Source organism: Nitrospirae bacterium CG2_30_53_67, from assembly GCA_001873285.1.
Lineage (GTDB): Bacteria > CG2-30-53-67 > CG2-30-53-67 > CG2-30-53-67 > CG2-30-53-67 > CG2-30-53-67.
This window is the reverse complement of record MNYV01000131.1, coordinates 1-15,389: the sequence shown is the minus strand read 5'-3', so window position 1 is coordinate 15,389 and position 15,389 is coordinate 1. Positions and strand designations below refer to the sequence as shown.

At 52.6% G+C, this 15,389-nt stretch carries 15 protein-coding genes and 1 tRNA gene; 13 read left to right on the top strand and 3 right to left on the bottom strand.

Annotated features, from left to right (window positions below; all coding sequences use genetic code 11):
• Window positions 1-15: 15 nt before the first annotated feature.
• Entirely contained in the window at window positions 16-252 is a 237-nt protein-coding gene (locus AUK29_08295; protein OIP62554.1) for a hypothetical protein, read from the top strand.
• An 18-nt stretch (window positions 253-270) separates the two neighbouring features.
• Here AUK29_08295 and AUK29_08290 read toward each other — a convergent pair whose 3' ends face one another.
• From AUK29_08290 to AUK29_08280, 3 genes are all read right to left on the bottom strand, one after another.
• Window positions 271-660 carry a hypothetical protein gene (locus AUK29_08290; protein ID OIP62553.1) on the bottom strand — a complete coding sequence of 130 codons (390 nt, stop codon included), beginning with the start codon at window positions 658-660 and terminating at the stop codon, window positions 271-273.
• 79 nt (window positions 661-739) lie between these two features.
• Window positions 740-1,522, bottom strand: a complete 783-nt coding sequence (locus AUK29_08285; GenBank protein ID OIP62552.1) for a hypothetical protein — start codon at window positions 1,520-1,522, stop codon at window positions 740-742.
• A complete protein-coding gene (locus AUK29_08280) occupies window positions 1,519-2,451 on the bottom strand; it encodes an ABC transporter (protein OIP62551.1) in 933 nt (310 codons plus the stop codon). The genes AUK29_08285 and AUK29_08280 overlap by 4 nt, the downstream gene beginning before the upstream one ends.
• A gap of 413 nt (window positions 2,452-2,864) precedes the next feature.
• Between AUK29_08280 and AUK29_08275 the strand changes: the two genes are divergently transcribed.
• The 12 genes from AUK29_08275 to AUK29_08220 all read left to right on the top strand — a co-directional run bounded on the left by AUK29_08275 (window position 2,865) and on the right by AUK29_08220 (window position 15,024).
• Entirely contained in the window at window positions 2,865-4,589 is a 1,725-nt protein-coding gene (locus AUK29_08275) for a hypothetical protein (GenBank protein ID OIP62550.1), read from the top strand.
• Between the two features lie 196 nt (window positions 4,590-4,785).
• Window positions 4,786-5,532, top strand: coding sequence for a hypothetical protein (locus AUK29_08270; protein OIP62549.1), 747 nt, complete (start codon window positions 4,786-4,788; stop codon window positions 5,530-5,532).
• Window positions 5,529-6,404, top strand: coding sequence for a 4-(cytidine 5'-diphospho)-2-C-methyl-D-erythritol kinase (locus AUK29_08265; protein ID OIP62548.1), 876 nt, complete (start codon window positions 5,529-5,531; stop codon window positions 6,402-6,404). Before AUK29_08270 ends, AUK29_08265 begins: the two co-directional genes overlap by 4 nt.
• A gap of 219 nt (window positions 6,405-6,623) precedes the next feature.
• The gene (locus tag AUK29_08260) at window positions 6,624-6,914 is read left to right on the top strand and encodes a septation protein SpoVG (GenBank protein ID OIP62547.1); all 291 of its coding nucleotides are present in this window, start codon (window positions 6,624-6,626) and stop codon (window positions 6,912-6,914) included.
• A gap of 53 nt (window positions 6,915-6,967) precedes the next feature.
• Window positions 6,968-7,041 (top strand) — tRNA-Gln (locus AUK29_08255).
• 411 nt (window positions 7,042-7,452) lie between these two features.
• On the top strand, window positions 7,453-8,385 hold the full coding sequence (locus AUK29_08250) for a phosphoribosylpyrophosphate synthetase (GenBank protein ID OIP62546.1): 933 nt from the start codon (window positions 7,453-7,455) through the stop codon (window positions 8,383-8,385).
• A 25-nt stretch (window positions 8,386-8,410) separates the two neighbouring features.
• Window positions 8,411-9,085, top strand: coding sequence for a hypothetical protein (locus tag AUK29_08245; protein ID OIP62545.1), 675 nt, complete (start codon window positions 8,411-8,413; stop codon window positions 9,083-9,085).
• A 104-nt stretch (window positions 9,086-9,189) separates the two neighbouring features.
• Complete coding sequence (locus tag AUK29_08240; protein OIP62544.1) at window positions 9,190-9,747, top strand: aminoacyl-tRNA hydrolase; 558 nt, start codon at window positions 9,190-9,192, stop codon at window positions 9,745-9,747.
• Window positions 9,748-9,941: 194 nt separating this feature from the next.
• Entirely contained in the window at window positions 9,942-12,005 is a 2,064-nt protein-coding gene (locus AUK29_08235; GenBank protein OIP62543.1) for a sodium-translocating pyrophosphatase, read from the top strand.
• Window positions 12,006-12,657: 652 nt separating this feature from the next.
• Window positions 12,658-13,029 carry a 30S ribosomal protein S6 gene (locus tag AUK29_08230; protein ID OIP62542.1) on the top strand — a complete coding sequence of 124 codons (372 nt, stop codon included), beginning with the start codon at window positions 12,658-12,660 and terminating at the stop codon, window positions 13,027-13,029.
• 160 nt (window positions 13,030-13,189) lie between these two features.
• Complete coding sequence (locus tag AUK29_08225) at window positions 13,190-13,447, top strand: 30S ribosomal protein S18 (protein ID OIP62541.1); 258 nt, start codon at window positions 13,190-13,192, stop codon at window positions 13,445-13,447.
• A 293-nt stretch (window positions 13,448-13,740) separates the two neighbouring features.
• On the top strand, window positions 13,741-15,024 hold the full coding sequence (locus AUK29_08220; protein OIP62540.1) for a UDP-N-acetylglucosamine 1-carboxyvinyltransferase: 1,284 nt from the start codon (window positions 13,741-13,743) through the stop codon (window positions 15,022-15,024).
• Window positions 15,025-15,389: the final 365 nt, after the last annotated feature.

Below are 15,389 nucleotides of genomic sequence, written 5' to 3'. Positions count from 1 at the left end.
CGTCTCTTCGAATGCGTGAAATTGCGGGTGAAGAATTTCAATTTCGACTTCCCGATAAGAAAAAAACTCCATGCCTGCATGATCAGTAAAGGGGACCATGAGAAGGAGCACGGGGTCTATAATAGAAAAAAAAGGAGAATAGGTAATAAGACAAGGAGCCTTTTTTATAGGCTCATCAGGAACATATCGGCGTTTGGCTTCAGAGCTTGGCGCCCATATCGAAGTTTGAATTCAAAGAAGCAGGTTATGTAAAAAGAGGAGGTGGAGGCCTTATTCCTTCAAGAGTTTTTCCCGTTCTTCCTGATCGGTTTTGCACTCAATGCACATGGTGGTGACCGGTCTCGCCTCCAGCCGCTTAGCGCCGATTTCCTGGCCGCACTCTTCGCAGATGCCGAAGGTTCCTTTTTCAATCCGTTCCAAGGCCTGGTCAATCTTTGTGAGGAGCCGCTTTTCCCGGTCCTTGAGGCGGAGCAGAAAATTACTGTCGATCTCCACCATGGCCTGGTCCCCAAGCTCAGGGAGGTTCTCATTCTGGGCGCCGAGCTTTGAAGAAATGGCTTCGTTGGCCCCGGCCAGGATCAGTCTCTTTTTTTCAGTTAAGTCCTGCTTGATTTTTTCAAAAAGTTTTTTCTTTGCAGATGCCCCTGCTTTTACAGCCATTGGAACTCATCCTCCCATTTCGTAATATAATGTCCCTATGCTATCAAAACAATCATAACAAGTCAAGATTGAAAAATTCTTATTTGATCACCCGTCTCTTAACCAGATTTACAGCCAGGCCGAAAGAAATCAAAGCGGGGACTGAAAGAAGCAGGGTCCACCAGGCGATGATCCAGGAGGGGGTTCCATAGATCAGGGCGCGGGAAATGTTCACCGAGTAAGTCAGGGGCAGGAACTTCGACAAGGTCGTCACCCATGGCGGGAGTTTAGTTAAAGGAAAGAAGACCCCGGAGAAGAAGAACATGGGAGTCAGAAAAATGGTAATATAATAATTGAAGGCCTCGAAATTGGGGACAAAGGCGGTGGTGATCATGGAGAGAGAGGCAAACAGGAAACTAACGAGGGCAATCAATAAAGGGATGCCTATGGCCCAGTAGGAATCGATGAGCCCGAATGCCCAGATGACCAGGAACATGATCATGCCGTTGATGATGCCTTTGGTGGCGCCCCAGAGAATATCACCGACCACCACGTCTTCAATGGAAAGCGGGGTGGCGATGATGGCATCATAGGTCTTCAGATAAATCATCCTTAAATAGGATCCATAGGTGCATTCGAAGGAGGCGGAGAACATGGCGGAAGAGATCACCAGACCGGGAGCGATAAATTTCACATAACTCATTCCTTCCATCTGTTCCAGAAAATTGCCCAGTCCGTACCCCATGGCCAGCAGATACAGGATCGGATCTCCGAGGGAGCCCACAAGACCGACCTTGTAAAATTTCATATAGGCGTCTCTGTCCCGCTGCCAGACCCTCAGGCAACTCCAGGAGACGCGGGGGAGTTTAAATATCTCTTTCATGATTCGGAGAGTTCCCTTCCTGTCAACTGTAAAAAAAGATCCTCAAGGGTTGCCGGTCGATGAACCATTTCCGTATGGGTGTATTGAATCAGCCTGTGCGTCAGTTCTTTGAAGAGGGGCTTTCCCGCCGGGATATAAATATAGAACGTATCGTCGAATCGATCGGTTTTGAGCTCAAGGTCATGAAGCGAGGTTCTGATCTCCTCATCCAGTTCAGGGGCAATTCGAAGTTCAATGATCTCGGCGCCCACGTGCGTCAGGATCATCTCCTTGGGCGGGCCCGCTGCAATGATTTTACCGTGGTCCATGACCGCGATCCGGTCGCAGAGCTGCGCCGCTTCTTCCATGTAGTGTGTGGTCAGGATGATGGAAACCCCGGTCTTTTTCAAGGAGCGTAGCCTCTGCCAGATCAGATGGCGGGCCTGCGGGTCAAGGCCGGTCGTGGGTTCATCCAGAAGGAGGAGGCTCGGAGAATTGATGAGCGCCCGGGCAAGGACCAGACGCCGTTTCATTCCCCCGGAAAGATGTTCTACCAGATGATGGATTTTATCTCCAAGCTGCATGAATTCGATGAGCTGCCGGGCCCGCGTCAAAGCCTCTTTTTTAGGGATGTTGAAATACCGGGAGTAGACCAGGAGGTTTTCCATAAGCGTCAGGTCCGTATCCAGATTGTTTTCCTGGGAGACCACGCCGATATGCTTTTTAATTAATCTTGCCGATGTCCGGATGTCCATGCCCATGACCTTCAAGACGCCTGCGGTCATGGGAGAGAAGCCGTAAATCATCCGGATCGTGCTGGTTTTCCCCGCCCCATTGGGTCCGAGAAACCCAAAGCATTCCCCTTTATAGACTGTGAAATCAACCCCTTTTACGGCGGCAACCTCGCCGAATCTTTTGGTCAGGTGTTTCGCAATGATCAGCGGTTCCATGTCCCTATCTCCGGGCGAAATAAAAGCGGGCAATTAAAGGTTCTTCTCCCATTTAGTGGTTAAAAAGGGGTCGAGGGGTCAAGGGTTATAGGGTCCAAGGGTTTTTTGATTTAGATATTCTTTTATCATCTCACCTGCCCCCGGGGCTCTTGATCTGTTAACCCCTCAGCTTCTTGCTAAGCTTTTCACTCGGACCCTCAAGTTTTTGAAAAGCACTTCACTTGACCCCTGGAATCCTTGATCCCTTGAAACCTTATGTTTTCACCCACTCTTTTGGAGCTGATCATAAAATAATAAATAAGATAATGCCAAACGAAAACGCATTCAAGCGGAGATTTTTATTTTGACAATGGAGCCAAAATCAGTTAAGTTTATAGAATTGTAACCCTATGTTTTTTTAAGGAGTTTTTAACATGTGGTTCAGATGGTTCTTTTTTTCTGTTTTCACACTTCTCACTCTTTCCGCTTGCTCGATTCTCAATCATGCCGTGGGACCGGAGAGTGCGGCGGCGCCTCCTGAACCCAAAGTCGAGCTGCCGACCAGAGTCCGGACGGCATCTCCTAAGGCCTATGCCCATTTTTTGAATGCGAACCGGTACCGGCTTAAGGGGGATCAGAAGGGGGCTCTGGAAGAGATTAAAAAGGCGGAGCAAGCTGATCCCGGCTCCCCTTTGCTCGAATCGTATCTGGCATCTCTCTACCTTCAGAACGGAGACCTGCAAAAGGCCGCCGATGCCTGCGAAAAGGCCCTTGCCATGGATCCGGAATCGGTCAATTTGCTGATGCTGACGGCCGGGGTTTACTCCAGCTTGAAGCGCCAGGATGATGCCGTCCGGATTTATGAAAAAGTTCTGCGTTTAAATCCCGGACAACATGAGGCCTATATCTTTCTCGGAACCCTCTATCTGCAGCAGGGACGGACAGATCCGGCCGTGGAACTTTTCAAGAGACTCTCAAGGATCAAGAACCAGGAAAGTCTGGGGTATTATTATCTTGGTCGGGTGTATGCCAACCAGAAGGAGTTTGCACGGGCCGGAAGGTATTTTGAAAAAAGTATACGCACGGATCCGGATTTTATGCAGGCCTATCTCAGCCTTGGGATCCTATATGAGATCGAGAAAAAAAACGACAAGGCGATTCAGACCTATAAAAAAGCGTTGAAGATCAACCCCCATCAAACGCAAATCCAGAAGAGGCTGAGTATACTCTATATCCAGGGGAATCAGATGGATAAGGCCCTGAGTCAGTTGAAAGAGTTGAGTGAACTGGAGCCCAACAATGCAGACGCACACCTGAAGGTGGGCCTGATTTATCTTCAACAGGAGAACCTGAGCCGTGCGGTCGAGGAGCTGAGGATTGCCCTGGCCTTGGAGCCGGGAAACGTGAAGGCGCACTTTTATTTGGGTGCGGCCTATGAAGGATCCGAAAAGCTGGACCTCGCCGAAAAGGAATATCTTGAGGTCCTTTCCATGATGCCGGACGATCTGGATACGATTTTCCGCCTGGCGCAGCTTTATCAAAAAATGGACCGCCTGGAAAAGGCCGTGACTCTCCTGATGGAGACCCGGGAAAAGCTGCCGGACAATCCGGAAGTCCTTTTGTATCTCGGCATGATCTATTCCATTAAAAAAGAAGACACCAAGGCCGTTGAGGTCCTTCAGGAGGCCGTCCGGCTGAACGGGAATAACGATAATCTCTATTTTCAGTTAGGGGTGGTTTATGAAAGGCTGAAACGTTTTGATGATGCGGTTGCGGCCTTCCGCAAGACCATTGAACTGAACCCGGATAACGGCAATGCCCTCAACTACCTGGGGTACATGTTTGCTGAAAAAGGGATCAACCTGAAAGAGGCCGAGGACCTGATTGTCCGAGCGCTCAAGATCCGACCCGAAGACGCCTATTATCTGGATAGCCTCGGATGGATCTACTTTAAAATGGGCCGCTTTGATGATGCCGTAAAATATCTGGAGCAATCCAACGGGAATCTCCCTGGAGATCCTGTCGTGACCGAGCATTTGGGGGATGCTTATTTCAAGGCCGGGTACCCTGAAAAGGCCAGGGAATATTGGGAGAAGGCGCTCAAGACGAATCCTGATGACCCGTCTCTTCTCAATAAACTGAATAACGGATTGCCTTAGTGGCCCTATTCGTAAATACGATGGTATTCGAGGGTCGTAGGGCGGTCGGATCAAAGTTGCGCTCCTTGCGGTGTACCAGAGGGTACGCCTCAGTCGCGCGCCTTGATGAGACCGCCCTACGACCCTCTCGGTACGTCACCATATTTACGAACAGGGCCACTTAGAGGGGGATGTGAGGAAATCGGTTTTATCTTTTTTGTCGCTCCTGATCTTGTTTTGCGGCTGTGTCCCCAAAACCAGATGGTTTCTTCTCCCGGACCAGATCATCCTTCACCAGAAGATGATCCAACAAATGCGAGAGGAGACCCAACGTATTCACACGCTCACCGGAACGGCCAGGGTGTCCATCCGGACATCAGCAGGCCGCGACGCCATGGAAGAGGTGATCCTTTTACAGATACCGGACGCCGTCCGGCTCGAATCCTGGAATCCCGCAGGCGGACTGCAGCTTCTGATGATTTCAAGAGGGAAAAGAGGGGTTTTTGTGGTCCCCGGAGAATTCAAGACCTATGAATTTGCTTCGGAACCGGGACCCCTGAAGCGATTCCTCGGCTTGGACCTCTCCATACCGGATCTTATCCGGATTCTCATGGGAAGACCGCCCCTTCCACCCCTGGAGCCGGATCATATCCTAATTGAGCCGGATCATGAAGAAACCATGCTGAAAATCCTAAATGACCGCCGTGTCATCCAGAAGGTCTGGATGGATCCGGCCGGGCGGATCATCCGCTGGGAACGGCTCAATGCAAAAGGCAGCCCCGTGGAAACGCTTGTATTTGACGATTTCCGAGCGGTGGAGGGGATCTCCATCCCCTACCATATCACTTATAGCGGCTCTGAAGGTGTGGAGCTCACACTCCGATACCGTTCACTTTTGCTGAATCAGGCTATAGAGGGGAGCCTTTTCGAAACCACGAATATGAATGGAGACCATCGGCCATGAATCAGGCGGCGGTGAGGGCGCCTGCAAAAATAAATTTCGGGTTGCGCGTCCTCAAGAAAAGGCCGGACGGATACCACGAGATTGAGACCGTGCTGCAAATGATCTCTCTGTTTGACGATCTATTGATTCAAGAGGGAGGGACCGGGATCCGGATCGAAACCGATCGGGACGATCTCCCTGTCGGCGAAGAGAATCTGATCTATCGGGCGGCAGAGTTGTTGGCGAGGGAATCAGGAAAATTCCCGGCGGTCCGGATACGGCTGACCAAGAGGATACCCATTGCCGCCGGCCTGGGAGGGGGGAGCAGCGATGCCGCAGCAACCCTGATCGGGTTGAACCGGTTGTGGGATCTCGGTTTTCCCAGGGAGAGGCTCATGGATCTGGCCGGGAAGATCGGCATGGATGTTCCCTTCTTTCTCTTCTCCCCCTCGGCCTATGCAACAGGGAGGGGAGAAATACTTGAAAAACTTTCTCCCCCATCTCCCCCCCTATGGATTCTCCTCATTTATCCGGGTTTTAAAGTTTCAACGGCATGGGCATATCAGAACCTAAAATTAGGGTTGACAATAGAACATAAAAATATTAGCATACCCAAGTTTTTCCCCGCCGTTTCCTGTGCGGGCGGGATTTGTTTAGAGAACGATTTGGAAAGAGCAACCTTTAAGGCTTACCCATGCCTGAAGCAGATCAAAGAAACACTTGAAACTTCGGGTGCTCTGCATGTCCTGATGTCAGGAAGCGGGCCGGCTATTTTCGGGGCCTTTTCAGATGAGGATCCGGCCAGAGCCGTAAAACAGCAATTAGGAGAAAAAAAAGATCTATCGGTTTTTATGATACATACGCTGAGCGCCTTGCCGGAATCGCTTGAATAGAAGCCAATGTAAGTGGCCCTATTCGTAAATACGGTGGCATTCGAGTGCCGTAGGGCGGTCTCCTCTGCGTTACGCTCCTTGCGACGTACCACAGAGGGTACGCCTCAGTCGCGTGCCTTGATGAGACCGCCCTACGATCCTCTCGGTGCGTCACCATATTTACGAACAGGACCACTAAGGAACATCTTTCAACGGCAGAAAGGTGGTGATGTCAACTGTATGGAAATTACAGAGGTTCACATCTTTCCGGTAGCAGACAAGATGCTGAAGGCTTATGCAACGATTACCATTGATGATTGTTTTGTGGTTCGAGATTTAAAAGTGATCGAGGGACGAAAAGGGATCTTTGTGGCCATGCCCAGCCGACGCCGGTCGGACGGGACGTTTAAGGATACGGCGCATCCCCTGGATACGGAGACACGCGAGAGAATTCAAGAAAAAGTATTGAGCGAATATTGGACGGTCATCAAGAGCCGGACTATGGGATTGGGAGAGGGGAGCGGATCCTGATGGCCGAAGCCGAGGCGCACCTTTTACTATGTCCATAGACCGGGAAATAGAAATCGGGGGTCGTCCAACGGTAGGACTCCAGATTTTGGTTCTGGCTATCGGGGTTCGAATCCCTGCCCCCGAGCCATGTTTATAAAATTTAGATCATATCCAAAAGAGCGGGTGAAAACATTAGGGGTCAAGGGGTCAAGGATTCCAGGGGTCAAGTGAACCCCGTTAGAGGTTGTCCTCTAACGGGGTGAAGTGCTAAAAATATAAGGGGCCGAGGGTCCTATGGGTCAAGGGTTACGCTTCGCGTGTCCCGCTTTTCTATATCATTGCCGTCTGCGACGGCTACTACACTAAGGCATCTTGGGATCCAGTGTTTTTCTCTGGAGATTTTGCTTGCGTTTCAGCATTTCACTTGACCCCTGGACCCCTGGAATCCTCGAACCCTTTTTTCCCCATTAAAGGGGAGAAGAACTAAAAATGTTTAGTGAAGTCAAGCTTTTTGTTAAAAGGCACTTCTTGAATGTGACACAAGAAAGGATCATGCGGGATGAAGATCTTTTCCGGAAACTCCGATCCGGAGCTTGCAAAAGAAATCTGCGGGCATTTGAATATTTCTCTGGGAGATGCCGAGGTCAGCACCTTCAGCGACGGTGAGATCATGGTGCAGATCAATGAAAACGTGAGAGGCCGGGATGTTTTTGTGGTCCAATCCACCTGTAACCCGGTCAATCACAACCTGATGGAACTCCTGATCATGATCGATGCCATGAAGAGGGCTTCGGCCCGCCGCATTACGGCCGTTCTTCCTTATTACGGCTATGCCAGGCAGGACCGTAAGGTCCTTCCGAGGGTTCCCATCACCGCCAAGCTTGTGGCCGATCTCATCACCACCGCAGGAGCGAATCGCGTCTTAACCATGGACCTGCACGCGGGTCAGATTCAAGGGTTTTTCAATATCCCGGTGGACAACCTGTATTCCGCTCCGATACTCCTCGACTATTTTCGAAAGAACGGAATGCATGGGGAGGGCTGCGTGGTGGTCTCACCGGATGCGGGCGGCGTGCAACGCGCCCGGGCCTTTGCCAAACGGCTCAATGCCTCTCTCGCCATCATTGACAAGCGGCGTACCATGCCCAATGAATCCAAGGTCATGAACCTGATCGGTGAAGTGGAAGGGAAAAAGGCATTGATCCTGGATGACATGGTGGATACCGCAGGAACTCTGGCTGAAGCATCCAGCGCGATTATGAACCAGGGGGCCATGAGCGTCTCCGCGTGCTGTACGCATCCGGTCCTGTCAGGCCCGGCCCTGACCCGGATCAATGAATCGGCCCTGAACAAGGTTGTAGCGACCAACAGTATCCCCTTCAAGAAAGGGGATCAGTGCAAAAAGATCGTGATCCTCTCCATTGGAGAACTCTTTTCCAAAGCCATTCAGAATATTCATGAAGAGACCACGATCAGTACACTTTTTGAATAAGAAACATGATATATAGAGGTGCAAGATGAAAACGATTTCACTCGAAGTTTTATCAAGGGAAGCGGCAGGCAAAGGGGCGGCCAGGAAACTCCGGCGGATGGGAATGGTTCCGGCCGTGATGTATGGACACGAAGTCATCCGAAGCCTCACCGTCCGGCTCAAGGATTTACAGCAGGTTTTAAAATCCGAGGCCGGGTTCAATGCCATCCTGGAGATCACCATAGACGGAAACAAGAAGATGGCTCTCTTGAAGGACGTCCAGATGGATCCGATCCAACGCGTGCCGATTCATGCCGACCTCTTTGAGGTCTCCATGGACCAGAAGATCAAGGTCGTGGTGGAGGTCAAGGCAGAGGGAGGCACGCCTGAGGGGTGCAAAAAGGGCGGGATTCTGACCCATGCCTTGAGCCACGTGGAGATCGAATGCCTCCCCCACGAAATTCCAGAGTTTTTCCAGGTTGACTGCTCCAATCTGGATGTGGGAGATGCGATTCATGTCTCGGATCTGCCGGACCTGGGGGTCAAGGTTCTGACGCCAGGAGATCAGGTGCTCTATTCGGTTCTGGCGCCTGTGGTGGAGGAGGCGGCCAAACCGGCTGAGGCCGTGGAAGGGGCTGTTGCTGAAGAGGGGGCTGCTCCCGAAGGAGAGGCCCCGGAAAAGCCCGATGCGACCGAAAAGAAACCCGGGTCCAAGAGTTGAGCGCCATTCATTTCATCCATGTGTGAACCGGCCGGACATTCTTTGCGAATCTGCATGAAAGGCCGCTAAGTCGGTAGAAGTCCCATTGCAAAAGGCTCACAGGCATGGATCTTCGCATGATCGTCGGGCTCGGAAATCCGGGACGCAAGTACCAGAAGCACCGGCACAATATCGGGTTTCTGGTCGTTGACGAGTTGGCCAAGAGAGCAGGGATGCGGCTCCGGCACAGGAGTTGCAAGTCCCTGGTCGGGAAAGCAGAGATGGGCGGCATTCCGGTCCTGCTGGCCAAGCCGCAGACCTTCATGAACCGGAGCGGAGAGGCGTTAGCCTCGCTCATGGGTAAGGACAAGGTCCATATCGGATCCGTAATCGTGGTCCACGACGATATAGACCTGGAGCGAGGCCGAATCAAAATCAAGAAGGGAGGCGGTCACGGCGGTCACAACGGGCTCCGCTCCATTATCGAAATATGCGGGGCCGATTTTGTCCGGATCCGAATCGGTATCGGACGTCCTGAAGCGGGCGAGGACCCGGCGGACTATGTGTTAAGAAATTTTCCAGACCCTGCCGAGTCTCGGAAATGGGCCGAGAAAGCGGCGGATATCATGGAATACCTTGTTTTACATGGAATGACTGAAGCCATGAACCATTTTCATTCATAACACAAAATGAGATTCCCATAGCATGAAAACTCAACGATAATATTTACTAACAAAACTATAAGAAATTCTAACTTTACTTTTTTAGAGATATATTTAAATATCAATATTCTAATTTTAAGGTTTTTAGTTTTCCGGGATTAATTTTAAGTTTTTCGATGGATTTTCTAATTTTTTTTGCAGAGGAGGAACGGAAAATGTCCATGCTTCTTAACACGAATCTTGCACCTTTGATCGGGATCATCGGGCTGATCTTTGCGTTCATCATCTTCTCATCGCTCAAGGCCAAGCCTGCGGGAAATGAAAGAATGAAAGATATTGCCGATCAGATCCATGATGGGGCCCTGGTCTTCCTGTTCCGCATGTACAAGGTCCTTGCCGGCTTCATCGTGATCGTCTTTATCCTGTTAACCTGGAAGGTGAGCATCATGACCGCCTTTTGTTTTGTGGGCGGAGCGATCTGCTCCATCCTGGCCGGCTTTATCGGGATGAATGGGGCGACCATCGCCAATGTGAGAACGGCTCAGGCCGCCGAGGCCAACAAGCCGAACCACGGGCCGGCCCTTTCCATGGCATTCAGCGGCGGCGCCATCATGGGGCTTGCCGTGGCCAGCCTCGGGATCATGGGCCTGGGGATTGCATATTACTTTTTCGGTCATGATCCGGCGAATCAGCTGGCGATTGCAAACATCAACGGATTCGCCATGGGAGCGAGCTCCATCGCCCTCTTCGCCCGTGTGGGCGGCGGGATCTACACCAAGTCTGCTGACGTGGGAGCGGATCTGGTCGGGAAAATTGAGGCCGGCATTCCCGAGGACGACCCCAGGAACCCCGGTGTGATCGCCGACAACGTAGGTGATAACGTGGGTGACGTGGCAGGCCTCGGCGCCGACATCTTCGAGTCCTACGTGGGATCCATCGTCGCCACCATCGCCATCGCTGCGACCGCCCTGGAAACCGATCCGCATATCACCGCGGCCCTGAAGTCGAGTTATATGAGCCTACCCATCATCCTGGCCATGTTCGGGCTTGTGGCCTCATTGATCGGCATTCTTTCCATGAAGATCATGCAGAACTGGAGCCCGGCAGCGGCCCTGCGTTATTCCACGTTTGTGGCCGCAGGCCTCTTTCTGATCCTTGCCTGGTTTGTTGTGACCACCATGGAGGTGCATAATTCCGCGTTCTGGGCCGTGCTTGTCGGGACATTGGCCGGGATCTTCATCGGTCTTGTCACTGAATATTACACCTCTGCCGGTCCCATCGTCCGGATCGCCGAGTCCAGCAAGACCGGCGCCGCCACCAATGTGATCACGGGGCTTGCCGTGGGTCTTGAGAGTACGGCGATTCCGGTTCTGATCATCTGCGCGGCCATCTATGTCGCCGACAAGGTGGCAGGACTCTACGGTATCGGGATCTCGGCTGTGGGCATGCTCGCAACCGTGGGAATCACCATGTCCGTGGACGCCTATGGGCCCGTGGCCGATAACGCAGGCGGAATCTCCGAGATGGCCGGGCTGGGTAAGGAAACCCGTAAGATCACCGACGCCCTGGATGCACTGGGAAATACCACGGCGGCCATCGGCAAAGGGTTTGCCATTGGTTCTGCGGCGCTCACGGCGCTGGCCCTTTTTTCCGCCTATACCCAGGCCGTTGATCATACCCGGGTCGGAAACGGTCTTCAATCGATGCAGATTATTGTGACCGACGCCAAGGTGGTGATCGGCCTCTTTATCGGAGGTATTATCCCCTTCCTGGTCGCCGCGATGACCATGACCTCGGTGGGCAAGGCCGCCATGAAAATGGTCGAAGAGATCCGGCGTCAGTTCAGGGAGATCCCCGGCCTTCTCGAAGGAAAGCCCGATGTCAAGCCTGATTCCAAGAAGTGCGTGGATATCAGCGCTGCTGCCGCCATTCGGGAGATGATCGTGCCCGGACTTACGGCGGTCATTCTCCCCTTAGTTGTGGGATTTGTTCTCGGTCCTGAAGCCCTCGGGGGGATGCTGGCCGGCGCCACGGTGACCGGAGTTCTCATGGCCCTCTTCATGGGAAACGGCGGCGGCGCCTGGGACAATGCCAAGAAGTATATTGAAAAAGGGAACCTCGGCGGCAAGGGTTCGGACGCCCACAAGGCCGCGGTGGTGGGAGACACCATCGGCGATCCCTTCAAGGATACATCGGGACCGGCCATGAATATTTTGATCAAACTCATGTCCATTGTTTCCCTGGTGATTGCGCCGCTTGTGGCCCTGGCCGGCCGGTAGTTTTTACGGTCCATGGCGTTTTAAGGCCCCTTTCTCCAAAGGAAGGGGCCTTTTTTCGCTGTGCAGAATCTGTCAGGATTACTCGTACGTTTCTCCGGAGAATGCCTGCTTCATCGCCTTCTCCTTATCGTTAGACTGCGCGTCGTCTATCTCGGAGAGATTGACGTACAACTGATTCTTGTCCAGCAAGTACTCATTTATCAAGTACTATTGGATTTGTAAAGGGAATTGTGGCGGGCGGATCACAGCAGAATCACCTATGAGGAGGGGAAGTTTTCGGTAGTCGAGGAAGGATTTGGTAATGTCCTATGATCTCGGACCCCCTCACCTTTATCCTCTCCCCCTTCAAAGAAAGGGGGAGAGGGGAGGGTGAGGAGGATAACCAGCGGCGCATATAGGACATTTGTTTTACAGTTGCCAATAGTTGTGTGAAAAGACCCCTGAATAAGACTATCAGGCCACCCTCTTTTCCTGGAGAGGGGGCCTTTTTTCGGTTCAGGCAAAAAAAAGCATCAAGCAAAAAAACGCTTGAAACCAAGACGCTCACTGTGATATACATGAAGCCGCACGAAAAAAGACCTGAAACATTCAGGTCATTATAACCCCTTGCTCCGGACACGTTCCGGGGCTTGATATCCAAAAGGAGGTGATCATGAACTACTACGAATCCATTTTTATCCTCAACCCCGAACTCTCACCTGAAGAGACCGAAAAAATCAAAGAGACCATGGCTGAAGTTGTCCGAAAGCAGGGCGGGGAGATCCATATCGTGGATGACTGGGGAGTGAAAAAGCTCGCCTACGACGTGAAGAAGCACAAGAAAGGTCGTTATGTGCTCATGCAGTTTTTGGGGAGCGGCGGCGTTCTCCATGAGCTTGAGAGAAATTACCGCGTCAATGACAGCGTCATAAAATTCATGTCCCTCAGAATCGAGAAGGAGGCGCTGCAGACCGCTTCGCTCAAACAGGGCGAAGAGTCCTTGTCCGGCACGCCTCCGCAACAGGCGGAGATGAGGGACTCGTAAAAAGTCCTAAAATGGGACGGCACAGTAAAAAGCTCCGGATGCAAGGCTTGCGAATCCTGAGGAATGAGGCGTACTGAGAGGTACGCTGCAATGACGAAGGATGAAGCGTAACGCCGCAGGCGGACTTTTTACGAAGCCGTCAGAGATAGGAGAGTAACGTATGGCATACCGGGAACGGGAGCAAGATCCCAAAAAGAAGAAAAAATTTTTTTACCGAAAAAAAGTCTGCCGCTTATGCGAGAACAAGATTGACTCGGTTGACTACAAGGACATGCGGCTGCTGAGAAATTTCATCACCGAGCGGGGGAAGATCATTCCGAGAAGGATCTCCGGGAATTGCGCACCCCATCAGCGCATCCTGACCGAGGCCATCAAAAGGGCCCGTAATATCGCCCTCATACCCTTTGCCGAGCCCTGATCCCATGGTTTAGAGAAGAAGATCATCTCCAAAAGAGTGGGTGAAAACATCAGGGGTCAAGGGGTCAAGGATTCCAGGGGTCAAGTGAGGTGATTTTCAAGACTTGAGGGTCCGAGGGGCCAAGGATTCAAGGGGTCGAGTGAAGTGCTAAAAACATCATGGGTCAAGGGTTCCAGTGTTTTTATCTGGAGATTTTGCTTGCGTTACAGTATTTCACTTGACCCCTTGACCCCTGGAACCCTCGAACCCTTCTTACCCACTAGATGGGAGAAGAACCAAAAAAGAGGTTTCACATGGAACGGATCGTGATCCGGGGCGGCGCCCCTTTGATGGGAAAGGTCAGGGTCAGCGGGGCAAAGAACGCCGCCCTTCCGATCATGGCCGCGTCCCTGCTCTGTCAGGGCCGGTGTTCCCTGTCCAATGTGCCGGCGCTCAGGGACGTGAATACCATGTCCGTTCTTCTCAGCGATCTCGGGGTCGCGGTCGAGCAGCCTGAACCCGGAAGGATGGAACTTTACGCCGGCGGGGTCCAAGGTTACCGGGCCTCCTATGAACTGGTCAAGACCATGCGGGCATCGGTACTGGTGCTGGGGCCTTTGCTCGCCCGGTTCGGCCGAGCCGAGGTCTCCCTGCCCGGCGGATGCGCCATCGGCGCCAGGCCCATTAATATTCACCTGATGGGCCTTGAAAAGCTGGGCGCCAGGATCCGCATTGAGAAAGGGTATGCCTGTGCCGAGGCCTCCGTGCTCAAGGGCGCAAAGATCACCCTGGATTTTCCCACCGTCACCGGAACCATGAATATCATGATGGCCGCCTCGCTGGCAAAGGGGACCTCGGTCATAGAAAATGCCGCCTGTGAGCCGGAAGTCGGGGAGCTCGCTTCCGTCCTGAATCGTATGGGTGCAAGGATCTATGGGGCGGGAAGCGACCGCATCGAGATCCAGGGCGTGGAGGGCCTTTCGGGCATGTCATATGAGATCATGCCCGACAGAATCGAGACCGGAACGTTTCTTGCGGCAGGGGCCATCACCGGAGGAGATATCACCGTTGAAGGATGCCGCCCTGAGCAACTGGATGCCGTGATCAACAAACTCAGAGAGGCCGGGGCGGAGATTTCTATCATGGGCCGCGACATCCGGATCAGAAGATCCGGGGATCTCCATGCCGTGGATGTAAAGACCGGGGTCTATCCGGAATTTGCCACGGATATGCAGGCCCAGTTCATGGCCCTGATGACGATCGCTTGCGGGACCAGCGTGATCACCGAGACCGTGTTTGAGAACCGGTTCATGCATGTGGCCGAGCTCCACAGAATGGGAGCGGATATCCTCGTGCAAGGAAACAGCGCCGTGGTTCGAGGGGTGGAACACTTAAGCGGGGCCCCTCTCATGGCTACGGACCTCCGGGCCAGCGCCTCCCTGATTTTGGCCGGGCTTGCGGCCCGGGGCGAAACCACGGTTTCCAGGATCTATCACATTGATCGAGGGTACGAGAGGATCGAGCAGAAGCTGCAAGGTCTGGGCGCTGAAATCCGGAGGGAGAAGGAACCGGGGAAAAAGAGGACACTGCTGAGCTAATACCCATCTGCCATTGCACAAGCAGGTCTATTGCCCGGTTTTAAATTTCGTCATTGTCCGGCTCGACCGGACAATCCATGGTTCGACAAGCTCACCATGACAATGGTCACCCTGAGCCTGTCGAAGGGTGGATTCCCCGATCAAGCCTGCCCTCGACTGCGATCGGGGGTCGGGGAATGACAAGGTTTTTGTTATTGGAATCAACCCACACTCTTACGCGAAGAGCCGAATAATTTTTATAGAGAGGTGTTTATGATCAGAGCGGTGGTCACCGGCGCCATGGGCAGGATGGGACAGCGTATCATTCATCTGATTCAGGAAGAAGAAGGGATCTGTCTGAACGGCGCCCTGGAGAAGCCCGGGCA